A 25430-nucleotide genomic window follows, 5' to 3' on the forward strand; every position below is an offset into this window, starting at 1 on the left:
GCTAGTTTCCAGTTGAAACTAGCCCTGTGCCGCGCTGAGCGTGGCGGCTGCAACTCCTTCGAGCCGTAGCGGGCTGCAAAGGTACGAAGCATTTTGCTGTTCGCAAGAAAAAGAAGGAAAAATTTTCTCTTTCTTTTCTGCTTACCCTCTTCCGATTGAAGCGGGCTGCAAAGGTACGAAGCGTTTTCGTTCGTGCAACTAGCAGCAGAAAATATTTTCTGTTCTCTTGGCTGCTGTTCCCCTTCCTACTGAAGCGAGCTGCAAAGGTAACACCTACTGTTTTGCATTTCCAACTTTCGAGCGCAACTTTTTTTGTTACTTCTCGTTGCCCGCCTCCGTCCGATTCGGGAGTGCAAAAGTAGTAGATCTTGTAGAGAAAACAAGTAGTATCATCCTTTTCTTTGATGGCAAATATACATTGTATGGCAACCTGCTGAAAATCAATGGCCTGATGGAAGATTTATGAGTTATCCTTTATATGGCTCTTACCTCAATATTGAAGGGACATTGTATATATAGTGTATACTAACCTGCAATAGACACGTTCTAGATAATAAAGAAAGGCGGCTAGTATTCCTAGCCGCCTTTCTTTATTATCTAGAACGTGTCTATTGCAGGTGCAGAGTGCTGACACGGTCTGGACCTACGCTCACAATGCGAACAGGCACGTCAAGCCGCTGCTCAAGAAACTTGATGTAGTCAGTAAGTGGGGATGGTAGTGCTGCTGGGTCAGAAATTGATGTCAATTCGGTACGCCATCCAGGCAGATCAATATACACGGGGGTTACATTCTGTAAGTCTCCGTGGTCGGGTAGGTGATCTGTCTGCTCTCCATTGGGCAGTATGTAATGAGTGCAGACCCGAATCTCGTCGAATTCGTCTAACACATCAGCCTTCATTAGATGAATTTCGGTCACCCCGTTGAGCATGATGCTATAGCGCAGGGCGGGTAAGTCAATCCAACCACAGCGGCGAGGGCGACCAGTAGTAGCACCAAACTCACGTCCAGCAGCCCGAATTTGCTCTCCTACTTCGTCATGTAGCTCCGTTGGAAAGGGTCCGCTACCTACACGCGTGCAATATGCCTTACTAATACCGTATACTTTATCTATATGGCGCGGGGCGATGCCAAGGCCGGTGCAGGCACCAGCAACAATGGTACTAGACGAAGTGACAAAGGGGTAGGTACCAAAGTCAACATCCAGCATAGATCCTTGGGCACCTTCGGCCAAGATGCTTTTGCCTTCTTTCAACAAGTCGTTGAGTAGGTACTCTGTATCGGAGAGTTGTAGGGTGCGCAGGAATTCAATGGCTGAAAAGAAATCGGCCTCGAACTCTTCTATTTCGAGGCCGCGGCCATGGAATTCAGCAAGGGTAGCATGACGCGATACTGCCTCTTGGTAACGTTCCTGGAAATCGGGCAAGAGAATATCACCTACACGGAGACCAGTCCGGCCGATCTTGTCCTGATAGGTAGGGCCAATGCCCTTTAGAGTAGAGCCTATTTTGCTGCCACCTCGTGCTTCTTCGTTGATGCGGTCAAGAGCACGGTGCGAAGGCAAAATCAGTTGTGCTTTCCGCGAAATGTATAGGTTTTGGCTCCAGTTGACGCCTCGATCTGTAAGCTTCTGGAGTTCCTGACGGAATACTACCGGATCAAGTACTACTCCATTACCTACCACATTAATAATGTGGGGATGAAAAATTCCAGATGGTACTTGGTGCAAGACATGCTTCACCCCATCGAAAGTGAGAGTATGCCCCGCATTGGGGCCGCCCTGGAAGCGGGCTACTACATCGTAGGTGGGGGCTAGTACATCGACAATTTTGCCTTTACCTTCATCCCCCCACTGCAATCCTACTAGTACGTCAACGGGCATTAGTTCGCGGCTTTCAGTTGTTGGGCGGCCGATTCCTCATCGTCCGCAATGGAAAAAATAGCGTTCAGTTTAGTTAAAGCCAGCATTTTGCGCGGATGGTCAGCAGGGTTGATCAACACCATTTCACCACCCCGGCTGCGGAATTTTGTCAGCAATGAAACGAGCACGCCAATGCCGGTGCTGTTAATGTAGCGGATGCTCGACAGATCGACAGTACAATGGCGCAGTTCATCACCAAGGTGCTGGTCAACGCTTTGCAGCAATTGTTGCGTATCGGGACTACCGATCAGGTCGCCAGAAAGGCGCACGAAGAGGATGCCGTCTCGGACAGCAGTATCAGTTTTCATTCGGCTAAAGAGCGAGCAGCGGCTTTGGCACGGCAGTCGCCGCACACACCGTAAAGGTTCAAAGAGTGGTGCAAGATATGGAAGTTGAGCAACTCCCCGACCATGGTTTGGATGCCATGGATGCGCGGATCACAGAACTCCACTACTTTATGGCACTCCGTGCAGATGACGTGATCATGCTGACGGTACCCGTAACTCTTCTCATACTGAGCAAGGTTACGACCAAACTGGTGCTTGCTCACTAGGCCATGTTCTACCAGCAGGTCGAGGGTATTATATACTGTAGCACGACTTACTTGTAAGCCCTGTTCCTTCATTCCAGCATACAGTTCTTCAACGTCGAAGTGACCCGTGCGGGAGTAAATCTCTTCGAGAATGGCGTATCGCTCAGACGTCTTGCGGAGACCCTTATTTTCGAGGTAAGCAGTGAATATCTTCTTCACCTCCTCGTACTTTTCTTTGTCCAGATGCTTTTCGATGACAGGCATTGTATGGGGCCTTATTATAGAAGGTGAAAACCAACGAGCTAAGTAGAAGTTTGAGCCACAACGCGCTACATAAAGTACCTGCGCCTATCCTTGCCGCTGTTACTTGTACTGTTTTGTACTCACTGCTTTTCTTAAAGACTTTTAAGAACTGAATCAGGAGTCAAAGCGCTCCACTTGCAACACTCCGCTCACTTTCGACAGGCGCTGAATCAGTTTTGTAAGGTGGGCGGTATCATTTACAAATACCATAATCTGCCCTTCAAACATGCCATCGTCGGAGTCAATGGTGATGGAGCGCATGTTCACTTTCAGGCTGTTGCTGATGATGCGCGTGACATCATTTACTAGCCCTACCCTATCCGAGCCCTTGATGCGGATACCCGCCAAAAAAGCTAGTTCGAGTTGTTCTGTCCACTTAGCCCGGACGATGCGGTTGCCAAAGTTAGACATCATCTGTACAGCTTTAGGACAAGATGTTCGGTGAATGACAATGCCTTGCTCTGTTTCGAAGCCAAACACATCGTCGCCGGGGATAGGATTACAACAGGGCGCAATGTTATAGTCGAATTTGTCGGTTCGCTCCCCAATTACCAGCATGTTGGCATTCACGCCACGCACTTTCTGTACTTCGTGGTCGAACGCTTTAGGCTGCAATTTGGATGGCAGACGGGGGGCCTCTATGCTGGGGTCAAACAGATCTGTTTTGATTTCTCGACCGTCGATTTGCCCGATGGCCAGCCGGTAGAAGAACTCTGGGGCGCTGGAAGTATTGAAGCGAGCCAGCAACCGATTCAGATTGTCCTGTGAATATTCAATACCCAATAGTTCCAGGCGCTTTTCCACGAGAAACCGTCCATCCTCAGATTTAGCTTTACGGTCGTCACGTAGCCAATCCTTAATGCGCGTACGTGCTTTAGAGGTAGTAACGTACTGCAACCACTCTTCCGTGGGCTTCTGCTTGTGCGACGTTAGAATCTCTACCTGGTCGCCATTGCGCAGCTGGTAGCTCAGCGGCTGAAGCTTTTGATTGACTTTGGCTCCTAGACACTGTAGACCAATGTGGGTGTGAATCTCAAAGGCGAAGTCGAGGGCGGTAGCTTTGTCCGGTAAGATGACGAGCTTGCCCTTGGGAGTAAAGGCGTACACCTCCTTCACGAAGAGGTTCTGCCGAAACTCGTCCATAAACTCTAAGGCGCTAGAGTTATTGGTTTCGAGCATCTCCCGCACCTTATTGATCCAAGCTTCCAAAGTTGACTCTGGCTGGGGCGTGCCGCTATCTTTATATTTCCAGTGGGCTGCGTAGCCTTTCTCGGCAATATCGTCCATGCGGCGACTCCGGATTTGCACTTCTACCCACTGCCCAGTGCGCGACATGACGGTAGTGTGTAAGCTCTCATATCCGTTGGCCTTAGGCGTGCTCACCCAATCGCGCAAACGGTCAGGATTGGGCTGGTAAAAGTCCGTTACAATTGAATATACCTGCCAACAAGCGGCTTTTTCCTGCTCTGGTGGCACATCTAAAATTACCCGAATGGCAAATAAGTCATACACCTCGTCGAAGGTGATGTTCTGCTTGCGCATTTTCTTAAGGATGGAATAGATGCTTTTCGGCCGGCCTTTTATTTCATAGCCGAACCCCTGTGCCTTGAGCTCATCATCAATAGGCAGCACAAACTCTTTAATGAAGCGGTTGCGAGCGGCCCTACTCTGCCGCACCCGATTCACAAGCTCATTGTACACCTCCGTATCTGTATACTTCAGATATAGGTCCTCTAGCTCTGTTTTTATGGCGTACAGGCCGAGGCGATGCGCGAGCGGGGCGTAGAGGTAGATGGTTTCGGAAGCTATTTTGAGCTGCTTGTGCCGGGGCATAGAGCCCAGCGTCCGCATATTGTGCAACCGGTCGGCTAGCTTAATCAGAATGACTCGCACATCATCTGAGAGAGTCAGCAGCATTTTTCGGAAGTTCTCAGCCTGCTCAGATGTACCGTAATCAAAGACCCCAGAAATCTTGGTGAGGCCGTCTACAATGCGGGCTACCTTAGCGCCAAACTCCCGCTCTACGTCGGCAATTTCCCAGGGCGTATCTTCTACCACATCGTGCAACAGGGCCGCGATAATGCTGGTAGTGCCCAGGCCAATTTCTTCTACAACAATCTGCGCTACAGCTAGTGGGTGCAGAATGTAAGGCTCCCCGGACTTGCGACGCATTTCTTTATGCGCTTCCAGGGAAGTATTAAAGGCCTTCTTAATGAGCTTTGCGTCGCCTTCCTTCAAGTAAGGCTTAGCGGTACGCAACAAGCGGCGGTAGTGGCGCAAAATTTCTTGACGCTCTACTTCAGGGTCGATAACGGTAGACATGGTACGCGGGGCGACGCAATAGGCGCCGCAGGATACTACTTGCTAAGGTACGAGAAGTGGCCTAAGGTTTCGCTAAGGCCGAAACGGAGAAACCTACTAGTACTACGGTAACACGTACCCTGTTTGGTTGGTGCAATGAGGTGAATAAGTCGGCTTCACAAGAATTTTTAGAAATCAGTGCTTGTTTTTCAAAACACCTTGTGTAGTTTTGCGGCCCCGAGGCAGACGGCCTCAGACGCGGATGTGGCGAAATTGGTAGACGTGCCAGACTTAGGATCTGGTGCCGCAAGGCGTGTGGGTTCGAGTCCCTCCATCCGCACTTTATTTGGTTTCCGAGTTTGTGAAACCGCTTTTTAAACCCTCAACCCACCCGTTGGGGGTTTCTTTTTTTTACCGGGTTTCATTGGCCCGCTATTTACACCGTAGTACCCTTAACCGACACCCGTTTTGGACATTACCCTCGACAAGAAAGACGACCAGCTGAATGCCATCCTGACAGTAAACCTCACGGAGGCTGACTACGCTCCCGCCGTAGAAAGCAAGCTGAAAGACTATAGCAAAAAGGCGCAGATCAAAGGTTTTCGCCCGGGTAAAGTACCGGTGACGCTGGTGCGCAAAATGTACGGAAAAGGTATTCTGGTGGAAGAAATCAACGGCTTGCTGAGCAAGTCAGTTGATGACTACATCAAAGAAAACAACCTCAAAATTCTGGGTGAGCCCCTACCGGTTCCTACCGACGTAGACTTCGACAACCAGAAGGACTATTCCTTCCAGTTTGAGTTAGGCTTGCTGCCCGAGTTTGAACTACCTGCTGATCAGGCTGTTTCCGTTGACCGTCACAAAGTTGACCTCGACGAAAACACGCTAAAAGAAACGTACGAGCAGTTGGAGCGCCAGTTCGGTGAGACGTCGGAGCCCGAAACGTCGGAAGCAAACGACTACATCTACGGCAAGCTGAAGAAGGCTGATGACGAAGGTGAAGGCCGCGTAGTGCTGCTACCTACCAACAAGCTGAAGAACGATGCTGACAAGTTTGTAGGCGTAAAAGCTGGCGACACTATCACCTTCGACTTGAAAAATGCTTTCGACGGTGATGCTGCTGCCATTGCTAACTTCTCCGGTATGAGCAAGGAAGAAGCTGGCACGGTAGAAGGAGAATATGTATTGAACGTAGAGAAAGTACAGCGCTCAGTACCTGCTGAATTCAATCAGGAGCTGTTCGACAAAGTATTCGGTAAGGACATTGTAACCTCGAAAGAAGACTTCGATGAGAAAGTTCGCTCGACGGTACAAGAGAACTACGACCGGGAGTCGGATAACTTGGTAAACCGCCAGATCATCGACAAGATGCTGGAAAACACCACTATCGAAATTCCTAAGGAGTTCTTCAAGAAGTGGTTGGTACGTGCAAACGAGGGCAAACTGACCCCGGAGCAAGTAGAAGAGCACTATGAGGATTACGAGAAGGAGCTGAAGTGGTCCTTGATCCGCAACAAGGTAGTAGAGGCGAGTGAGCTGAAAGTATCGAACGAGGAAATCGTAGACCGCACGATGCAGAAGATTCTGGGCCAGTTCAACATGGAAATGACCCCAGAGCTGGAAGAATCAGTGCGTGGCTTTGCTGACAACTTCCTGCGTCAGGAGAACGGCAAAAACTACGTGAACGAGTATGAGGCCATTCTGGCAGAGAAAGTACTTGAAAACCTGCGCGGCAAAGTTGTTGTTAATGACAACCCGATTTCGGCCGAGGACTTCCGCAATCAGAATGCTGGCTAAGCGCTAACATTTTCGGTTTTCGAACCAACAAAAAAGCCCTTACTTGCCGTGAGGGCTTTTTTGTTGCCTTTGCGGTATCCATTGTGCCACCTCACTTCTCCTAATTTTCTGACATGCTGAATAAAGAAGAATTCCGCAAGTTTGCTGTTAAAGGTCAAGGCCTCAGTGGTCTGGGCGTAGATCAGTACCTGCAACACGTAGAGGGCCAAGTGCGCTCTGGTATGATGCTTCCTTCGAACATGACCCGTTCGGTAATCGAAGAGCGTCCGACCCGCTTCGCCGAGATTGACGTATTCTCGCGCCTGATCATGGACCGTATTGTGTTCCTGGGCACGGCTGTAGACGACTACATTGCTAACATCCTGACTGCGCAGATGCTATTTTTGGAGTCAGTAGACGCCAAGAAAGACATTCTGCTCTATATCAACTCCCCCGGCGGCTCGGTATATGCTGGCCTGGGGATTTATGATACCATGCAGTATGTAAACCCCGACGTGGCTACCATCTGCACTGGCTTAGCAGCTTCTATGGGTGCTGTACTGCTGGCTGGTGGTGCGAAAGACAAACGTTCGGCCCTGCCTCACGCCCGCGTCATGATTCACCAGCCTTCGGGCGGTGCCCAAGGTCAGTCGTCAGATATCGAGATTACGGCCCGCGAGATTTTGAAGCTCAAGAAAGAACTGTACGACATCTTAGCTGAGCACACTGGCAAAACCTACCAGGAAATTCACGATAATTCTGACCGTGACTACTGGATGCGTGCTGATGAGGCCAAGGAGTACGGCCTGATTGACGAGGTACTAGAGAAAAAGAAAGCCTAGTACCTCTCTAGCTAACATGCCGAGCTAGGATGGGTAAACTGCCGAGGTGCGCATTTAATTACGTGCTACTCGGCAATACTTACCATTCTTCGACCCACTCAGCATGACGACGTTACGGAAAAAGCCCGCTTTGGCGGGCTTTTTCTTTTTAGTAGAGGCCAAATCCGCTGGCACTTTTTTAAGGCTGCGGGGCGTTGGCCTTTTCGTACCTTTGAGGTAGGTTAGCGAAAGTTACCTATCCCCTACCCTGTGAGTTCCTTTGGCAATGGCAGATATAACGTGCTCCTTCTGCGGTAAGAGCAAAAAAGATGTTTCCGTGATGATTTCGGGTATTAACGCACACATCTGCGAGCGGTGTGTGGGACAGGCCCAACAAATCTTGAACGAGGAAAATAAGATTCGGGCAAATTCAAAAGCGCCGAAGTTCAACCTCGTGAAGCCGCGCGAAATGAAGGAGTACCTCGACCAGTACGTGGTAGGTCAGGATGAGGCGAAGAAGGTGATGTCGGTAGCGGTGTACAACCACTACAAGCGCCTGATGCAAAAGCCGCAGAAAGATGATGTAGTAATTGAGAAATCGAACATCATTATGGTAGGCGAAACGGGTACGGGCAAAACTTTCCTGACCCGTATGCTGGCTAATATTCTGCAAGTACCCTTTTGCATTGCCGATGCCACTGTGCTGACAGAAGCCGGCTATGTAGGCGAAGATGTGGAGAGCATCTTGACTCGTCTGCTGCAAGCCGCCGACTACAATGTGGAAGCGGCTGAGCGCGGCATTGTATACATCGACGAGATTGACAAGATTGCGCGTAAGAGTGATAACCCCAGCATCACGCGCGACGTGAGCGGTGAGGGCGTGCAGCAGGCCATGCTAAAGCTGCTGGAAGGCACTACCGTAAATGTTCCGCCGCATGGTGGCCGCAAGCATCCCGAGCAGAAGATGATTACGGTGAACACCGAGAACATCCTCTTCATCTGCGGCGGCGCTTTCGTGGGTATTGACCGCATCATCAAAACTCGTCTTAACACCAAGCCCATTGGCTTTGCCAAAACCCAGTTAGACGAGAAGATCGACACGCAGAACTTCCTCCGCTACGTGACGGCCCAAGACTTGAAGCAGTTCGGCCTTATTCCCGAGCTAATTGGACGTTTACCTGTGCTAACCCATTTGAACCCGCTCGACCACGCTACCCTGCGTAAAATCCTGACAGAGCCGAAGAACTCTATCGTGAAGCAGTACCAGCGCCTCTTTGACATGGAAGGTGTGCAACTCAGCTTTTCCGAGGGCGCTCTGGAATATATTGTGGTGAAAGCCGATGAATACCGGCTCGGCGCCCGTGGTCTGCGCAGCATCTGCGAAAGCATTATGACAGACGCCATGTTCGACATGCCTTCGGAGACAGACACCAAGGAATTAGTTATTGACCTGGAGTACGCCCGGGAGAAATTCGAGCAGTCGCCTTTAAAGCAACTGCGGGCAGCGTAGAAAGCCATTACAAATACCAAAAAGGCGGCACGTGCTAAGCACGTGCCGCCTTTTTGGTATTTGTAATGGCTGAAACAGAAACGGCGTGGACCGCCTAGGTTTTGCCTAAATACCCTACCATTAGCTTCGCAGCTTTTGCTGCTGCACGTTGCTGGCCTAGCTTCTCACGAATTTCAGCGTAGCCGGCTTTCTGCTCGGCAATGAACCCTTCATCAGCCGTAATTTTCTTGAGTTCCGTAACGAGGTTGCGGGAGTTGAACTCACTTTGGATAAGTTCTTTGACTACCTCCTTACCCGCAATGAGATTTACCAGCGAAATGTACGGCACCTTGATAACGGCTTTGCTGATGGTGTACGATACCGCACTCGTGCGGTAGCATACTACCTGAGGAACGTCAAATAAAGCTGTTTCGAGGGTGGCGGTACCGCTGGTTACTAAAGCGGCCGTAGCATGAGCCAGCAGGTCATAGGTTTGATCAAAGAGAATCCGAACATTGTTACGCTCGAAATTGGCGTAGTAGTTCCGGTCGAGGTTGTCGACGCCTGCCACGATGAACTGATAATCGAGGAAGGGTGGCAGGATGGCTACCATCTCATAGAGCATCTCTTCAATTTCCTGCTTACGCGAGCCTGGCAGCACCGCAATAATGGGGCGCATAGGATCTAGCCCGTTCCGTTCGTGAAAATCGTCAGTCTTGCGGTGTTCACCTACCGCATCGGCGGTAGGGTTCCCGATGTAGTCAACTTTGTAATCGAAGCGTTGGTAGAACTCTTCCTCGAAGGGCAGTATGACAAACATCTTGTCTACTAATGCCTTCACCTTATGTACCCGTCCTTGGTTCCAGGCCCATATTTTAGGTGAGATGTAGTAGAATACCTTTACCCCATTAGCCTTGGCAAACTTGGCTACCCGCATGTTGAACCCGGCGTAATCTACCAGAATCACTACGTCGGGTTTGTAAGTCAACAGGTCTTGCTGACATTCTTTCAGGTAGCCCCGGAATTTTAGGATGCTAGTAGCAGCCTCCCAAAACCCCATGATGGCCATCTCCTGGTAGTGATGAACCAGTTCGCCACCTGCGGCTTGCATCATATCGCCGCCCCAGCAACGAAACTCGGCTTGGGGGTCCTGCTGACGCAACTCGCGCATAAGGTTAGCAGCGTGAAAGTCGCCGGAACGTTCGCCAGCTATCAGGTAATATTTCATTGCAAGTAAAAACTGAGGACCAAAAAGTAGAAACGGAGGGGGCAGCTGGCGCTCTACAGCGTAGCACTTACCCCCTTCTGATTCTCATTTTTTAATTGTCCTCGCCGAAGTATTCCACAAAGTTGCGAGGTGTTTCGTAGAGTTTGATGCTGTGCAACCGGGCTGGCGAGATACGTTCAATCTCAGGTTGGAGAATGTTCCAGAACGCAATTACTAGGTTTTCGGTGCTGGCCAGTTGGCCTTGCATGAAAGGCACGTCAATGTTCAGGTTCTTATGATCTACCTGATCTACCACGTGGGTACGAATAACCGTACTAAGCTGCTTAAGGTCAATAACAAACCCCGTTTCGGGATCGGGCTTGCCTTTGACGGTGACAATGAGGTCGTAATTGTGGCCATGCCAGTTGGCGTTGGCACAGGGGCCGAAGACTTCGCGGTTGCGCTCCTCACTCCAAGCAGGGTTGTAGAGCTTGTGGGCCGCATTGAAGTGCTCCTGTCGGCTGATGTATACCATAGTAGGGTGTTGATGTCTTACACGTTGGGGCCTTGGCTGGGGTGACGAATGAACTACCTGCCCACGTACCACAAGCCGTGGCGTCCTACGCGCTAGACCCTTGTTTTCGCAGCAAATATACGAAGAACGGTACGCCGAACAGGGCAGTGACCAGTCCTACTGGTAGTCCGGCTGGTGGGTAGAGCAGGCGGGCCAGCAGGTCGCAGAGCAGCAGAAAGTTGCCGCCTAGCAGCGCACAGAACAGGAGGTTGGCTCGGCCCGTGACACCAAGAATCCAGCGGGTGAGGTGAGGAACCATGAGTCCTACGAAGCCCACTGGTCCACACAGCGCAACGGCACATCCCGTCAGCAAAGACGCCGTGATAAGTAGAATCCAGCGGGTGCGGGCTACGTGCACCCCCAAGGCCTGGGCCCTCTCCTCCCCTAGCAGTAAGATATTGAGGTCCTGCTGTACTACCACAAATACGCCCAGCGCTACCAGGAGCGCCCCAGCAGGATAGGGTAGCACGTCCCAACTGGCTTTCTCAAAACCGCCCATAGACCAAAACGTGATGGTGCGCAGCTTTTCCTGACTGCTAGCCAGAAACGTGAGCAGGCCTCCCAAGGCAGTAGTAAGCGAGCCAACTGCTACTCCCACCAACAGCATTTGGGTAGGTATAAGCTGCCCCCGCCGGGAGCCTAGCACAACGACCACCAGCGTAGTACACAGTGCCCCCAGCAGAGCGGCCACCGGAGGCAGGTAAATACCGCCAACAACCAGATTAGGGAGCAACGCAAACGTGAGAATAGCCCCCAGTGCTCCACCCGAAGCAGTGCCCAATAAATAGGGGTCGGCCATGGGGTTGTTCACCATGGCCTGCATGAGGTATCCGCTAAAGGCTAAGCCGCCGCCTGCTAGCAAGGCTAGCAGTAGGCGAGGCAGGCGCAACTCTATTAGTACTAACTGGGCTGGGTTCTGCGGATCATAGTGCAGCAGGGCTTGCCTGATGAGCGCGTAACTTGTTTCGTAGCTACCCACCCGCAGGCCCACAGCCAACAGCACTACCGTTAGGAGCAAACTAGCCAAAATCCAGGGCAGAGCGGGTCGATTCATACAGGTGTAGCAGTAAAAGTGGCTAACGTGGTGCTACCACTGATGCCGCGGAAGCTTGCACCAACCGGCGTAACTCCCGCACCGACTCCACTACCCGCGGCCCCGGGCGTTCCATCAGGTTGCCGGTGATTCCGAATACGTGCCGCGACTGATACGCCCCGATGCGCCGAAGCTCAGGATACTTCCGAAAAAAGGAGCTGTCTAGCTTTTCAAAGCTTCCGCCAATAAGCATGTCGGGATTCAGCTTCAGGATATACTCGCGGGTGAGGGCTGGGTAGGGCTGGGCAAACTTTTCCGTCACGGCGTTTTGCCCGCCTGCCAGCCTGATTTTGTCAGTAAATAGCGTGTTTTGGCCATACACGTAGATGGGATCCTGCCAGGTGATGGCTAGTACGCGTGGCGCCACCGCGGCCGAAGCTGGTGCTGTCACAGCGCGCAGCTCAGCACGCAGGGAGTCTGTGAGGCGGCGGGCTTGTGGCTCACGGTGTAAGATCTGGCCAATGGTCAGCAAACCTGTGAACACATCTTCTACCTTCTCGAAGCGTTGATAATAGACGGGTATGCCAAATTTCTCTAGCCGCGCCGCATCGTCGGGTGAGGTTATACCCTCCACGGTAAAGATGATATCCGGGTGCAGGGCTACCAGGCGCTCCATGTCGAGGGGGTAGCTGCTAATCACAGGCTTGCGTAAGGCCGCGGCAGGATAGTCGCATACTTGGGTGCGCGCCACGATGGTAGCGGTATCGGCCACGGCGAAGAGCATTTCGGTGGCCGAGGGAGCTAGCCCCATAATACGGCGCGGGTTGGCAGGTACCGTTAGGGAGCGGCCCAAGTCATCGGTGAGGTGCTGCGGCGCGGCCGCGGCGGGCGTCTTGGAAGCTGGTTTGTCGGGATTACAGGCAAATAGTACCAGCAAGAGCGGTAGCAGGCGGGCGAAACGGCGGCGTGGAGGCATGCAAGCAAAGGTAAGGGCGGCGAGGTATTAGCCGATTCGTAGCCGCAGTGGGCTGCAGCTCGTATAGCCGCGCAAGGTCAACCAGACTCCAATCTGATTGTTGTACTCTCTTTTGCAAGCTACCACTGCCAAGCTTACGCGGTGTCTGCCTACTTTTGCCCAAATTTCTGCCCTATGATAGTCGTTACCGGAGCCGCCGGCTTTATTGCCAGCTGTCTTGTCACCCGCCTCAATGCCGCCAACTTCAACGATATCGTGGTGGTGGACAACTTCAATGAGGAGCGCAAGCTTGCCAACCTGAAAGGAAAGCACCTGCGTGAGTATGTAGACCGTGAAGGATTTTTTGAGTGGCTGGATGCCAACCACGAGCAAGTGGAGTTCATTTTCCACCTAGGAGCTCGCACGGACACGACCGAACAGAACCGCGACGTGCTCAACGTCCTCAACCTAGACTACTCCAAGAAAATGTGGCAGGCCTGCGTACGCTACCAGTTGCCGCTGGTGTACGCATCATCTGCCGCTACCTACGGGTCGGGCACTCTGGGCTACTCTGATGAGGATGCCCTCCTACCTCTACTTCGCCCCCTAAACCCCTACGGCGACTCGAAGAATGATTTTGACAACTGGGCCGTAAGCCAGCCCGAAAAGCCTTTTTTCTGGGCCGGGTTGAAGTTCTTCAATGTATATGGTCCCAACGAATACCATAAGGGACGCATGGCTTCCGTCATTCTGCACGCCTACCGTCAAATCTTAGACACCGGCTCGATGACCTTGTTCCGTTCGCACAACCCAGAGTATGCCGACGGAGAGCAGCAGCGCGACTTTGTATATGTGAAAGACGTGGTAGACGTGTGCTACTTCCTGATGCACAACCGGCAGCACTCCGGCATTTATAACTTAGGCACTGGCGAGGCACGCACTTTCCTCGATCTTACCCTGAACACCTTCGCAGCCCTCGACCGCACGGCCGACATCCGATTCCGGGATACGCCCGAAGATATTCGCGACACCTACCAATACTTTACCCAAGCCGATATGAGCAAGCTGCGCAGCATTGGCTACACCCAGCCCTTTACCCGCCTGGAGGACGGCATTTCGGACTACGTGCGCAATTACTTAGTGCCGGGCCAGTATTTGTAAGCCTACTTTTTGAAACCCGATCAGGCCGCCTCTTCCTCACGTTGGAGGGGGCGGCCTGCATTATTTAGGGCCCACTGTTTAGTGTTTGTGCTACCTCTACCAAACTTACTGCACCTGCACAGCTAGGGCATAGCGTCGCCCTTCCGTCAGGAGTTGTACGTAGTACACACCTTGCGGAAGCGCCTGCCGGTTCCAGCGTAGCACGTGAGAACCGGCCGCTAGTGCACCCTCGTACAAGCGCGCAACCTCCTGCCCCGATGCGCTAACGACCCGCACTACTACTGGTCCCGCTGTTGGCAACTGCACCGTAACCTTGGCACTAGTCGTAAATGGGTTGGGAAGTACGCTAAGAATTTCTGTGCTAACGGGTTGCCGCAGGGTAAACTGCTCGATAAGCTGCCCACTACGCGTTATAAAGGCAAAGTGTAGACTATCGGGGCTGGCTTGCACACGCATAGCTCCATAATTACCCGTGTATCGGAACCGACTGCCTGGCACCGGCGCCAACGTGGAGTAGCGACTGTGACCGCCCAGCCCGTTCACTATGTAGGTGAGGCTATCTACCTGTAGGCGCTCATACTGGTGGTCGTGGCCAGCTAGCACCACGGAGGCTCCCCAGGCCCGGTAAGGCCACTGCAACGCAACTGTGCTACCGTGCGGGCCTGAAGAGTAGGGCGCATGATGCATGTACACAACCTTCCACGGCTCGGTGGCCGCTGCTAGTCCCGCTCGCAACCAACGCGCCTGCACCGATTCGCTGGTGTTGCCGTCGGGTTCGGTTTCGTCGCTATTCAATACAAAGAAGTGCACGTTGCCACGCACAAAATCATAATACCGCTCGTTACCAGGCAGCGTGAAGTAGTCGAAGTAGGGTTGCCCAAGCGACGTATATAAATCATGATTGCCTAAGCTGGGGAAAAACCGAGGAGTACTAGAGCCCGCCCCATAGCTACCCTTGTAGTTATTGATGTAGCTGTGGTAGAACTGCCCAATGTTGGCATCAATAGTAGCGGCACTTCCTCTCTCATAATTGTTGTCGCCCATGGTAATGATAAACTCCGGCTGCCAGCTATTTATCAATTTGGCTACATCTCCTTCTGTAGAGCGGCCCGAGCCGAAGTCGCCAACAACAGCGAAGCGCTGCGCCTGTAAGGATGCAAGGCTCGATAAACTCAACAGTAGAATAAATACAATTTGGCGCGCTACTCTTGCCCCCCGAAGAACCTGCATAGTGTGGTTTGTTATATTTAAATTAAAGATATTAAATAAATAATAAAAAGGTAACACACTTGCTATAGTACAACTATTTTACCATTCCTTCGCGCTCCCATTATAGAAGACCCTCTTTCATCAGAGGTTGCTTGTTAGCGCAAGCGGATCTATTCGTCCTGGTTACATCTTCCCTTATTATACTCTATGAAGCTACTGTTACCGCTTCTACTTTTTGCAGGCCCTGCCCTGCCCACACTCGGCCAGGTGGCCCCACCATTTACGGATTCTAATCTTCCCTTAGTCGTTATTGATACGCAAGGCAGCACGATTGTAGACGATCCGAAAGTGGCCGCACAGATGCGCATTATTGACCGTGGTCCGGGCCAGCGCAATGCGCTTACGGATGTCCCCAACCAATACAAAGGGCGTATTGGTATTGAGCTACGCGGTTCATCGTCGCAGTCAATGCCCAAGAAAAGCTACGGCCTGGAGACGCTTGACCGTGATGGAGAAGAGCTAGATACCACCTTGCTCGGAATGCCCGCTGAACACGACTGGGTGCTCACAGCCAACTACGCCGACAAAACGCTCCTACGCAACTCCCTCACTTATGAGCTGGCGTCTCAGCTAGGACAATACGCCAGCCGTAGCCGCTACTGCGAGCTATTTTTGAATGGTGAGTATAAGGGCGTATATGTTCTTGGAGAGAAGATCAAGCGGGGTAGCAACCGCGTAAACATCAGCAAGCTAAAAAGCACCGATGTACGTGGTGATGCCGTAACGGGCGGTTACCTGTTGAAATTAGATAAACTAACTGGCACCCCAGCCGGCGGTTTCTACTCTCGGCAAGCAGACCCCGATTTTCCTACCAACGCGGCTCCTTACATTCAGGTAGAATACCCCAAGTTGAAGGACTTAGTGCCAGCCCAGCTCAACTACATTGCGGCTTACATAGACAGCTTTGAAGTCGCCTTGGCCGGTCCCAACTTTACCGACCCGGCCGTGGGCTACCGTCGCTATCTGGACGTACCTTCTTTCATAGACTATTTCTTGCTTACTGAGCTCAGCCGTAACGTCGATTCTTTCTACTCCAGCACTTTCTTCTATAAGGACCGCAGTAGCAAAGGTGGCAAGCTGGTAATGGGACCCGTATGGGATTTTGATCTGGCCTGGCACAACGCCAACTACAATGACAGCCATTTAACCGAGGGCTGGCAGTACACACAAACGGGACCTTTCTGGCGTCGGCGCTTGCTGCAAGACCCTGCTTTCACGGAGGCACTTTACAGCCGCTGGACGGTTTTGCGCAGTGCGCAGCTAAGCGAGGAGCACTTGTACCACATGATTGATTCCTCGGCTACACAACTCAACGAAAGCCAGGAACGCAATTTCCAGGCCTGGCCGATCATGGGGCAGTATGTATGGCCCAACCCAGAACCCATTGCTACTTCCTACGCTGGTGAAATCAGCAACATCAAGCAGTGGGTACACGACCGCCTTCTGTGGATGGACAATAACCTACCGGGCCGCCCGAATGGCAGCATTACTAGCACCCAGGCGCAACGTACCACCGAACTGGAACTAGTGGCTTTCCCATCACCGTTCAGCGACAACTTAACCATCCGATATGAGCAACGTGTGGCGGGGGCAGTATCACTGGAACTGTTATCAACTCTTGGGCGTGTAGTGAGCCGTCAGCAGTTGACCAACCAAGCCGCTGGAAGCCAAACTAGCACTATTTCTAACGTAGCTGATTTGCCGGCGGGGCTATATTTCTTACGCCTAACCTCACCAGCGGGTAGCCAGACCTTACGGGTACAAAAGCTGGCCATATAGTGGCGAGAAGAATATGCTGGTACATAAAAGCGCCCCACTAGCCAAGCTAGTGGGGCGCTTTTATGTAGGATAGTGTGCCGTTAAGCCGCCAACTCATCGGGCGAGTAAAGAGGCAACACTCGTGTTTCTGTTTCGGCTGATGGCAGGGCTACTGGGGCCGGATACTGCTTAGTTTCGGCAGCATGACGACGCAAGGCGCGCATTAGCAGGTATTTGTACTTCTCCGCATCAGCCAGAGCTGCTTCCACAGCCTGGATTGCATCGTTGTACGCTACAACGGGCACCGATTCGGCCGCCTCGCCGGTGGGGTACGTGAGCTCAAAAACGGGGCAATTCAAGTATTCAGCAGGCGTTTTCATATCCAGATGGCAAGAGAAAGTCAGCTTATAATTTCAGTCAGCTATAGAACCGATTTGGGGCCAGTATCATTCCCAGAACGAGGACTTTTTCTTGCATTTTTCCGCAAAAGACAGCCTGTACAACTAGCTGCGAATCAAGACTTTATTTGCAGAATAATTTTCCCAAACTGTAGGCTTTCATCCATATGACGCAACGCCTTTTCGCCTTCAGCTAACGAAAAGATTTGGTCTACTGCTGGCTCAATGCGGTGTTGCTCGAATAGGTTTATCATAGCGGCAAAATCTTGTTCGGTGCCCATGGTAGAGCCTAGCACGGACAGCTGTTTCCAGAATATTTTGCGCGCCGCTACGTTTGGAATATCACCTTGGGTAGCGCCATAGAACACAATCCGCCCACCAGGAGCAGCGGCATCTACTAAGTTATTGAAGCCGGAGCCGGCGGCACTGTCGATAACCACGTCGAAGCCGCCTCCCGCTTCTTTAGTTAGCGTAGCGGGCCAGTTTTCGGTTTTATAGTTGGCTCCTCCTTTGGCTCCTAACGCCACAGCTTTGGCAATCTTCTCATCTGAACCAGAAGTAACCCACACCTCAGCACCAATGGCTACGGCCATCTGCAAGGCAAGTAGAGCTACGCCCCCACCTACCCCACTCACGAGTACCCGCTCGCCAGGACGCACCTGGGCCCGCGTGAACGTGGCGCGGTAGGCCGTAACACCGCCCAAGGGGAGAGCGGCTGCTTGTTCAAAGCTCAGGTACGCGGGTTTGGACCGGACATACCGGGCCGGTACGCATACAAACTCGGCAAAGGTGCCATCTTGCGGCAAGCCCAGAATCTGGAAGTCGCGGCCCTGGGCCGCGGGGTTGTCGCCCCAATTTTGACCGGGGTTGATGAGTACAGGCTGGTGAAGCAGGACCTGCTCTACGCCTTCGCCAAGGGCGGCAACGATGCCCGCCCCATCGGCGCCCAGAACAATCGGAAACTTTAGGCCCGCGTACTGCCCCTTCTGAATCCAAACGTCGCGGTGGTTAAGAGCTGCAGCATGAAGCTGCACAAGTACCTCACCGGGGCCGGGTTGGGGAGTAGGAACGTCGCGGAGTTGGAGAGGCTGGTTGATACCATCCAGAACAAGAGCTTGCATAGGGAGAGAATTGACCGGTGGTTACTTGGTAGCACTACCGGGTAGGAACACAACGCTGCCACCTTTCGGCCCGAGAGGCCCGTGGCTATTTATTGCTGCTGAGTGGCTAGGAAACTTATAGAAACCGAGCGGCCAGCTCGGGGGTAGGCAGCCAGCACGACTCCTGCCGCCCAAACCAACGGTAGCGGTTACGGGCTACTAGGCGGTACGCCGCGTCGCGAATGGGCCTTGGCAACAACAGCAGTACCGTAGCTGCCGCCGCCCAATAGCCACCTAACCCACGCAGCACGCCTAGCGCCGCCGCCGAGTGGGTATAGGCCTTACCATCTTGTACCAATACTACCGTACCGGGCTCAGCCACGGGCTGAATGCCGTGAGCTTGCAGCAGAGCTTTCCCCTTCTCAGACTGGAGGGCTGCAAAGCGGAAACGCCCGGCTGCATCGTGCTCAATCACAAACTGCACAAACCCGTTGCACAGGTTACAAACGCCATCAAATAGAATAGTAGCAGAGGAGGATGCCATAGCCGCAGATATGTAAAAGAGGTGGGAAAAACGCTGTTCCTAGAGTAGTACGTGTACTAGGGTACGCCAGACTATAAGGTAGCAGTCCACTGAAAGTAACAACAAAATTTGGCTCTCTGTTTGGGCAAACACGGCGCTTACAGCCTGTTTAGCTTGTATGCCACTTGCGAGTAGCTCTGCCCATCCTAACCTACTTTTAAAGAGGCCCGTAAAGCCCTCTTACGTATTTATACTTTTATCTCCAATCTTAAAATACGTATAAATTCTTCCCGCTAATTGTCATTTGCTGTTCGCATCTGACCGTATAGGAGGATAGAGTTTTCTGGAGCCCGGCAGTAATTTGATGAAAATGGAGCAGTTGGATACCCATGCCGGGGGGTCATTCTTTTCACCTCATTTCCTACGTATGTCTGTACAACCCAGAATACTGCTGGCCGCATGCTTTGTGAGCCTCCTGTCCTTAGGCGCTTGCGGAAGCAGCCAGAGCGAAAACGCTGACGCCTCCTCGGGTACCTCAACAGCCGGTAGTGCCAACAACACCAACGAAGGGCAAAGCATGGCCGGCGACGGCGCTATGGGCGGCAACGGCCCTACTACCGGAGCTAACAATGGCACCAACGCTGCTGGCTCCTCTACGGCCGGCACCGACTCGGCAGGCGTCACGCCCTAAGAATACTTTCCTATTCCGATACGACACCATCCACCATCTTCTTTCCATCCAATGAAAAAGTCACCTTTCTCCGCTTGGGCTTTTGGCCTCACCACGTTTGTTTGCGCAGCTGGTATTGCCGTAGGTAGCCTTCAGGATACGAATGCCGCTCCTAGCGCCCAGCGCAACGACCAAGGCACGCAAGGCACTACTACTTCAGGTACTACAACTGGTAGCACCTCCGGTACCACTGCCGGTGGAACAACCGCGGGCGGTACCACCTCGGGCACTACCGCCGGCTCTATGTCTACGAGCGGTTCTACTACCATGGGCACTACGTCTGGCACTACTAGCGGTAGCGTAACTAGTGGTTCTTCTACTGCGGGCAGCATGACGAGCGGCACTACCACCAGCGGCACTACTAGCGGCAGCATGACTTCCGGCCGTACTACCTCAGGCCGCACTACTGCCTCTGGCCGTACTACTTCCGGTCGTACTACCAGTGGCAGCATGACCTCTGGTCGTACCACATCGGGCCGCACTACTGCTTCTGGCCGTACCACGTCGGGCCGCACTACTTCCGGTTCTTCTACCTCTGGCACTAGCACCTCTGGCTCTACCACTTCCGGTACTACCAGCGGCAGCACCACGCGCTAATTCAGGTCTACGTTCGCGTTAGCCTCAAAAGGCGAAAAGGCCGGCTACTACTAGTGGTTGCGTCTTTTCGCCTTTTTTTCTATTTCCTACTCTGGTCTTCCCTGGTACGGCATGCTTCGGATTCTCTCCCTCCTTCGTCGTCCGTTTGTTCTTGATTTACGCGCCCTAGCCCTATTGCGTGCGGCCGTAGCTGCTGTGCTGCTCTTGGATATAGGCATCCGGGCTACTGACCTGGAAGCACACTACTCCAACTTAGGCGTACTACCGCTAGGGGCTTTGTATGAGCATGGCTGGAACCAATACAGCTTTTCCCTGCACAATAGCAGCGGGCTGTGGCAGGTGCAAGCCATTCTTTTTCTGATAGCAGCGGGCTTAGCCGTAGCCTTGCTTGTGGGGTATCATACCCGATTGGTAACGGCACTGTCGTGGATTCTGCTGGTATCCGTACAAAACCGTAACCCTCTTATTTCGCAAGGCGGCGACGATTTACTGCGGATGCTGCTGTTTTGGGGGTTTTTCCTGCCATGGGGTAGGGTATACTCTGTTGATAGTAAGAAGCAGCCCAAACCGGAGCAGCTCACGTACTTCAGCGCGGCTACCATTGCCTACATTGTGCAGTTGGCGCTGGTGTACTGGTGCACGGCCTTGCTGAAAAGCAGTCCCGAATGGAGCCAGGAGGGCACCGCTTTGTACTACGCTTTGAGCCTCGACCAAGTGCTCATGCCCGGCGGCCGGCTGCTGTACCCCCACCCCGATTTGATGCGTTGGCTTACGTTTGCCACGTACTATATGGAAATGCTGCTGCCTTTCGTGCTCTTCATTCCATTCCGGGTGACGTTCTGGCGGCTGCTGTTTGTGATTGTGATGCTAGGCTTTCACTTGGGCATTAGCCTCACACTATTTGTGGGTCTGTTCTTCATCATCAATATTGCCTCTATTATGGGGCTACTACCGCCTACTACTATGGCGTGGCTAGAGCGCCATATAGTGCCCCGCGCTCAGCGGTTAGGCTCTCAGGTAGAGGGCCGACTTCAGCCCTGGCGGCCTCGGCTGACCGCCTGGCAACAAGCTGTAGGCTTGCGAGTGGAAGCTTCCTGGAAGCCGCCTACCGGCATTCAAGGCTTGTTGCGCAGCATGCGTGATGGGCTGGTAGTAGGCTTACTAGCTTATGTGTGCTGGTGGAATCTCGATACCATTGCCGAGCCACGCTGGACCATGCGGGAGCCCTTGCGGTGGCTGGGTCACCTCGTGCGCATCGACCAACACTGGGGCATGTTCGCGCCCTCAGTCTTCAAAGACGATGGCTGGTACATTCTGGATGGCACTACTACCTCTGGCCAACACCTCGACCTGAACCGAGACGGGGCCGTGGTTACGTACGAGAAGCCCGCTTCAGTCGTATCCCTGTTCAAAAATGACCGGTGGCGTAAGTATTCGGAGAACTACCTCTTTGTTGATAATGCGTACATGCGGCCTTACTACTGCAATTATTTGCTTCGCATCTGGCACGAAACACCGGGGCACGCCCCTCTTCGTCAGCTCGATGTCATCTACATGAAGGAAGTGTCGCGGCCTAACTACCAACCCGTGCAACCCGTGCGCGAGGTACTTTGTAGCTGTGCACCATAAGCCTCTCCGGGTCTTCCTTTCCACTTTTGCTGTTCTCTCATTCTGTGTCTTTCTGAAGCTATGTCAACAACTGCCAACCGCGCTACTACCCCATCCTTGGCCTACGTGGCCCCGGGCCTTTGGGGCTTGCGCAATGTATTCGTGAACGTGTACTACGTGCGCAACCCCAACGAACCTGCCGATCCCTGGGTACTGGTTGACGCCGGCTTACCAGGTTCGGGCACCAAGCTCGCGCACACCGCCGACGCCCTTTTTGGCCCCGACAACCCACCGGCGGCTATCCTGCTTACCCACGGCCACTTCGACCACGTGGGCGGCCTTCCTCACTTGCTGGAGACCTGGCCCAATGTGCCCGTGTATGCCCACACGTTGGAGCTGCCCTACCTCACTGGCCGCTCTAGCTACCCGCCCCCAGACCCAACAGTAGGCGGCGGAGCCATGGCCGCTATGTCGTTTCTATATCCGAAGAAGCCACTAGATTTGGGCGACCGGGTGCAGGCCCTGCCCGAGGATGGTTCAGTACCCTTTCTACCCGGTTGGCGCTGGGTGTTCACACCTGGCCATACACCCGGTCACGTTTCTTTCTTCCGCGAAGAAGACAAGCTGCTGCTGGCCGGTGATGCCTTCGTAACTACAAAGCAAGAGTCGGGAACGGCCGTGTGGCTGCAAACTCAGGAAGTACACGGCCCGCCCGCTTACTTCACGCCCAATTGGCAGCAGGCCCGCACCTCGGTAGCCTTACTCGCGGAACTCAACCCACAGATTGCCGCTACCGGACATGGCATTCCAATGCGAGGCCAAGAGTTACAGCACCAACTCTCCGATTTGGTTGAAAACTTCGACCATAAGGCGGTGCCCTCACATGGCCGTTACGTAGGCCAGCCCGCCGAGGCCGATGCTACGGGCGTGCTATCAGTGCCTCCGCCAGCAAGCCTACCCGCCTCCGTTTGGATTGCCGGAGCCAGCTTGGCATTACTTGGAGGCCTCCTCTGGCTAAAGAAGCAAGACAAGCACTAGGCTCGAAGGAGTAGCAGGGCGCTGTTTTCGGCTGTTTCTGTTGTCGTTCATATCCACCCATTTCTAACAGCGTGCCTTGCGCCCCGCTGGCCAATGGCCGGTATGGTGCAAGGCACGTTGCAGAAAACTGTGTCTTTTATGCCCACCCAATCTGATGAGAATCCTTCTTTTCGACGGCAGCTCTCCTCCCTTAGTCGGCTTGATTTGCGGAAGCACTCTATTGACGAGCTAGTGGAGCGTATACAAGAGCTATTGGAAGGGCAAACGCTGCGGTGCTTAGAATTTGCTCCTGGTTTGTTGTTGTACCGGGGCATTACTGGTCAGCGGCCCTCCTACCTGTCTGAAGTATCCTACCCACCCGCGCACCGCGTTCAGCACGACCAGCGGGCCAACCGTGCTGGCGAGCCCGTCTTCTATTGTAGCGCCACTTGGCACCCACCTTTCTTCGAAGCCCACGTGCAGCCCGACGACCACATCGTTATTGCACGCTGGCAAACCCAAAAACCCCTGCGCATTGTCAGCTTTGGCTACGCTAACGTGTGTACCGATGACCCCCACACCGACCGTGAACACGCCCTACGGCGTGCCCTGCGCCAGCTACCCGACGACACCCGGGCTCTGGCCGGATTTCTCACCCGTGCTTTCACCCGCACTGTCGATGATGACTCGGCCCACCACTACCGCATGTCTATTGCCATTGCGGAGGCCTGCCAGCTAGGTACTGCCTTTGATGGGCTACTCTACCCATCGGCGGCTATGCCCAGCCCGGCGCACAACTTAGCCTTGCACCGCTCCTGCCTTGATGAGGAAAAACTGGCCTTGCACTACGTGGAATACCTGCGTGTGAACGGCATCGGAACCGAAACCATCGACGTGTGCTCCCTCGACTTTGCCCGCCATACCGAACCCGACGGGCGCTTGCAGTGGCTGAGGCAGCCCGGCAACTGGGTGCTGCGTGAAGGTGCCACCGCCACCGACTGCCACTTTGAACAGGGACGTTGGCACAGATAAACCAGAACCAACTGTGCTACAAAATCCCTTCCTCCGGTCCTAGTGTAGGCACTTGAGGAAGGGCTTTTTGTTGGGCAGTGGCACCAATGCTTTATTGATTTCACTGCGGTAGCAAGTCGCAGTACCAGAAGCCGGTATCGAAGGGAGAAGGGGCGCTAGGTGCGGCTTCGTCGGAGTCAGGGCTGGTACTGGCGGCGGGCTGATAGGTACGCCGTACAATGTCGCCGCGCTGGAAGGAAATGGGGCTGCTAAAGTATGGCGTATCAAACACGAAGCTGTGGTATTCGCCGTTTTCTCCGCAGGCGTCCACGCCCGCTGGGAGGTCGCGCAGGAAATCCTCGTCCAGCAAACGCCCGCAAAAACTAGCATCCAAGTACTTCTCGTTGACGCACACAACTACCGCCCGAAAACCGAGGTCTAGATACTCGCGCAAGATATCGGCCGTTGGGCGCTGCCACAACGGAAACACGGCCTGCATACCCACTTTGGCAAGCTGCTCCTCGCGGTACCGGCGTAAATCTTCCAAGTAAATGTCGCCGAAGACTGCGTGCGATACGCCGCGAGCCTGCCAGGGAGCCAGCGCCGCCCGCATCAGGTCGTCGTACTCGGTCATACTGGGTGTTTCGGGAAGTTCCAGCGTGGTAAGCGGCAAACCAATGCGTTGGGTTTGCGCTTCTAGTAGCTCCCGGCGCACGCCATGCATAGACACCCGCTGATACTGGCTATTAACGCTCGTAAATAGGGTTTCAATGCGCAGTTGGGTCGTGCGTAGCGTGTGGTAAAGGGCCAGGGCAGAGTCTTTGCCTCCACTCCAATTAAAGATTGCCGGGGCGGGTTGAGCTGCATTCATGCACAATACTACAACGGCAATGGGCAGTACGTGTAACTGAAAGCGCCTGCCTACCGTCTACCTACTATTCTACTTGTTCTCCCGACTTTCTATTCTTTCCTGTATGAAACGCGCCTTTTCTTTTTTTGTGGCCGCTGGCCTCTTCGCTACCCTGCCCGCCTGCGACTATAACAATACCCCTGGCAAAGACCCCCAAGCAAGCCAAGACTTCACGGAGGCTCCCAAAGCCCGCTCTACCGAAACGAATCTTGACAGCATTAGTGGGGGCGATGAAGCCTATACGCCTATTGGCAAAGGCTCTGCCGCCGACCAGAAAACATCGAATCAGGCTGGTTTGGATGGTTCGCCCGGCAGCCCAAATTCGCCCAACAACACCCTACCCGAGCAGAACCAGGAAGCCCGGGGCACCTCACGCGAGCAATAGCCTAAAGCCCTCCGCAAAACTAGAAAAGCCCATTGGTGCTACACCAATGGGCT

25 protein-coding genes and 1 tRNA gene are annotated in these 25430 nt (G+C 53.4%); 13 read left to right on the plus strand and 13 right to left on the minus strand.

Going from position 1 to position 25430, the window contains the following annotated elements; translation table 11 throughout:
* Window positions 1–226: 226 nt before the first annotated feature.
* Complete coding sequence (locus CHB83_RS04005) at window positions 227–466, plus strand: hypothetical protein (RefSeq protein WP_089331769.1); 240 nt, start codon at window positions 227–229, stop codon at window positions 464–466.
* 142 nt (window positions 467–608) lie between these two features.
* On the opposite strand, the gene CHB83_RS04010 is transcribed toward CHB83_RS04005, so the two are convergent.
* The 4 genes from CHB83_RS04010 to CHB83_RS04025 all read right to left on the minus strand — a co-directional run bounded on the left by CHB83_RS04010 (window position 609) and on the right by CHB83_RS04025 (window position 5076).
* Window positions 609–1880, minus strand: coding sequence for an adenylosuccinate synthase (locus tag CHB83_RS04010; RefSeq protein ID WP_045689958.1), 1272 nt, complete (start codon window positions 1878–1880; stop codon window positions 609–611).
* On the minus strand, window positions 1880–2227 hold the full coding sequence (locus tag CHB83_RS04015; RefSeq protein ID WP_045689957.1) for an STAS domain-containing protein: 348 nt from the start codon (window positions 2225–2227) through the stop codon (window positions 1880–1882). The genes CHB83_RS04010 and CHB83_RS04015 overlap by 1 nt, the downstream gene beginning before the upstream one ends.
* The gene (locus CHB83_RS04020) at window positions 2224–2715 is read right to left on the minus strand and encodes a Fur family transcriptional regulator (protein WP_045689956.1); all 492 of its coding nucleotides are present in this window, start codon (window positions 2713–2715) and stop codon (window positions 2224–2226) included. The genes CHB83_RS04015 and CHB83_RS04020 overlap by 4 nt, the downstream gene beginning before the upstream one ends.
* A gap of 153 nt (window positions 2716–2868) precedes the next feature.
* Entirely contained in the window at window positions 2869–5076 is a 2208-nt protein-coding gene (locus tag CHB83_RS04025; RefSeq protein WP_045689955.1) for a RelA/SpoT family protein, read from the minus strand.
* A gap of 237 nt (window positions 5077–5313) precedes the next feature.
* Here CHB83_RS04025 and CHB83_RS04030 point away from each other — a divergent pair.
* From CHB83_RS04030 to clpX, 4 genes are all read left to right on the plus strand, one after another.
* Window positions 5314–5395: transfer RNA gene (locus CHB83_RS04030), tRNA-Leu, on the plus strand.
* 128 nt (window positions 5396–5523) lie between these two features.
* The gene (gene tig, locus CHB83_RS04035) at window positions 5524–6852 is read left to right on the plus strand and encodes a trigger factor (RefSeq protein ID WP_045689954.1); all 1329 of its coding nucleotides are present in this window, start codon (window positions 5524–5526) and stop codon (window positions 6850–6852) included.
* A 113-nt stretch (window positions 6853–6965) separates the two neighbouring features.
* Window positions 6966–7673 (plus strand): ClpP family protease, encoded by a 708-nt coding sequence (locus CHB83_RS04040; RefSeq protein WP_045689953.1) that lies wholly within the window; start codon window positions 6966–6968, stop codon window positions 7671–7673.
* 265 nt (window positions 7674–7938) lie between these two features.
* Window positions 7939–9162: an ATP-dependent Clp protease ATP-binding subunit ClpX gene (clpX, locus tag CHB83_RS04045; RefSeq protein ID WP_045689952.1), complete on the plus strand. Its 1224-nt coding sequence runs from the start codon at window positions 7939–7941 to the stop codon at window positions 9160–9162.
* Between the two features lie 94 nt (window positions 9163–9256).
* Here clpX and lpxB read toward each other — a convergent pair whose 3' ends face one another.
* From lpxB to CHB83_RS04065, 4 genes are all read right to left on the minus strand, one after another.
* Complete coding sequence (lpxB, locus tag CHB83_RS04050; protein ID WP_089331770.1) at window positions 9257–10369, minus strand: lipid-A-disaccharide synthase; 1113 nt, start codon at window positions 10367–10369, stop codon at window positions 9257–9259.
* Between the two features lie 91 nt (window positions 10370–10460).
* The gene (locus tag CHB83_RS04055; RefSeq protein ID WP_045687201.1) at window positions 10461–10883 is read right to left on the minus strand and encodes a 6-pyruvoyl trahydropterin synthase family protein; all 423 of its coding nucleotides are present in this window, start codon (window positions 10881–10883) and stop codon (window positions 10461–10463) included.
* 85 nt (window positions 10884–10968) lie between these two features.
* Complete coding sequence (locus tag CHB83_RS04060; protein ID WP_045687202.1) at window positions 10969–11976, minus strand: FecCD family ABC transporter permease; 1008 nt, start codon at window positions 11974–11976, stop codon at window positions 10969–10971.
* A 22-nt stretch (window positions 11977–11998) separates the two neighbouring features.
* Complete coding sequence (locus tag CHB83_RS04065) at window positions 11999–12931, minus strand: ABC transporter substrate-binding protein (protein ID WP_089331771.1); 933 nt, start codon at window positions 12929–12931, stop codon at window positions 11999–12001.
* Window positions 12932–13105: 174 nt separating this feature from the next.
* Here CHB83_RS04065 and rfaD point away from each other — a divergent pair, with 174 nt between their 5' ends.
* A complete protein-coding gene (gene rfaD, locus CHB83_RS04070; RefSeq protein WP_089331772.1) occupies window positions 13106–14071 on the plus strand; it encodes an ADP-glyceromanno-heptose 6-epimerase in 966 nt (321 codons plus the stop codon).
* A gap of 105 nt (window positions 14072–14176) precedes the next feature.
* Here rfaD and CHB83_RS04075 read toward each other — a convergent pair whose 3' ends face one another.
* Window positions 14177–15301, minus strand: a complete 1125-nt coding sequence (locus tag CHB83_RS04075; RefSeq protein ID WP_089331773.1) for a metallophosphoesterase — start codon at window positions 15299–15301, stop codon at window positions 14177–14179.
* Window positions 15302–15487: 186 nt separating this feature from the next.
* On the opposite strand from CHB83_RS04075, the gene CHB83_RS04080 reads away from it, so the two are divergent.
* On the plus strand, window positions 15488–17119 hold the full coding sequence (locus CHB83_RS04080; RefSeq protein ID WP_089331774.1) for a CotH kinase family protein: 1632 nt from the start codon (window positions 15488–15490) through the stop codon (window positions 17117–17119).
* Between the two features lie 80 nt (window positions 17120–17199).
* Here CHB83_RS04080 and CHB83_RS04085 read toward each other — a convergent pair whose 3' ends face one another.
* The 3 genes from CHB83_RS04085 to CHB83_RS04095 form a co-directional block, all read right to left on the minus strand.
* On the minus strand, window positions 17200–17478 hold the full coding sequence (locus tag CHB83_RS04085) for a hypothetical protein (protein WP_089331775.1): 279 nt from the start codon (window positions 17476–17478) through the stop codon (window positions 17200–17202).
* Between the two features lie 134 nt (window positions 17479–17612).
* Window positions 17613–18617 (minus strand): zinc-binding dehydrogenase, encoded by a 1005-nt coding sequence (locus CHB83_RS04090; protein WP_089331776.1) that lies wholly within the window; start codon window positions 18615–18617, stop codon window positions 17613–17615.
* A 115-nt stretch (window positions 18618–18732) separates the two neighbouring features.
* Window positions 18733–19140 (minus strand): thiol-disulfide oxidoreductase DCC family protein, encoded by a 408-nt coding sequence (locus CHB83_RS04095; protein ID WP_045687208.1) that lies wholly within the window; start codon window positions 19138–19140, stop codon window positions 18733–18735.
* Window positions 19141–19546: 406 nt separating this feature from the next.
* On the opposite strand from CHB83_RS04095, the gene CHB83_RS04100 reads away from it, so the two are divergent.
* From CHB83_RS04100 to CHB83_RS04120, 5 genes are all read left to right on the plus strand, one after another.
* Window positions 19547–19810, plus strand: a complete 264-nt coding sequence (locus CHB83_RS04100) for a hypothetical protein (protein WP_089331777.1) — start codon at window positions 19547–19549, stop codon at window positions 19808–19810.
* A 51-nt stretch (window positions 19811–19861) separates the two neighbouring features.
* Window positions 19862–20446 (plus strand): hypothetical protein, encoded by a 585-nt coding sequence (locus CHB83_RS23480; RefSeq protein WP_143436986.1) that lies wholly within the window; start codon window positions 19862–19864, stop codon window positions 20444–20446.
* Window positions 20447–20557: 111 nt separating this feature from the next.
* Window positions 20558–22075: an HTTM domain-containing protein gene (locus CHB83_RS04110; RefSeq protein WP_089331779.1), complete on the plus strand. Its 1518-nt coding sequence runs from the start codon at window positions 20558–20560 to the stop codon at window positions 22073–22075.
* 60 nt (window positions 22076–22135) lie between these two features.
* Window positions 22136–23092, plus strand: a complete 957-nt coding sequence (locus tag CHB83_RS04115) for an MBL fold metallo-hydrolase (protein ID WP_045687210.1) — start codon at window positions 22136–22138, stop codon at window positions 23090–23092.
* Window positions 23093–23230: 138 nt separating this feature from the next.
* Window positions 23231–24103 carry an RES family NAD+ phosphorylase gene (locus CHB83_RS04120; RefSeq protein ID WP_179225450.1) on the plus strand — a complete coding sequence of 291 codons (873 nt, stop codon included), beginning with the start codon at window positions 23231–23233 and terminating at the stop codon, window positions 24101–24103.
* 100 nt (window positions 24104–24203) lie between these two features.
* Here CHB83_RS04120 and CHB83_RS04125 read toward each other — a convergent pair whose 3' ends face one another.
* Complete coding sequence (locus CHB83_RS04125) at window positions 24204–24953, minus strand: Dph6-related ATP pyrophosphatase (RefSeq protein WP_089331781.1); 750 nt, start codon at window positions 24951–24953, stop codon at window positions 24204–24206.
* A 103-nt stretch (window positions 24954–25056) separates the two neighbouring features.
* Here CHB83_RS04125 and CHB83_RS04130 point away from each other — a divergent pair, with 103 nt between their 5' ends.
* Window positions 25057–25377 carry a hypothetical protein gene (locus tag CHB83_RS04130; protein ID WP_089331782.1) on the plus strand — a complete coding sequence of 107 codons (321 nt, stop codon included), beginning with the start codon at window positions 25057–25059 and terminating at the stop codon, window positions 25375–25377.
* Window positions 25378–25430 lie beyond the last annotated feature (53 nt).

The sequence above is a fragment of the Hymenobacter mucosus genome (assembly GCF_900188255.1).
Taxonomy (GTDB): domain Bacteria; phylum Bacteroidota; class Bacteroidia; order Cytophagales; family Hymenobacteraceae; genus Hymenobacter; species Hymenobacter mucosus.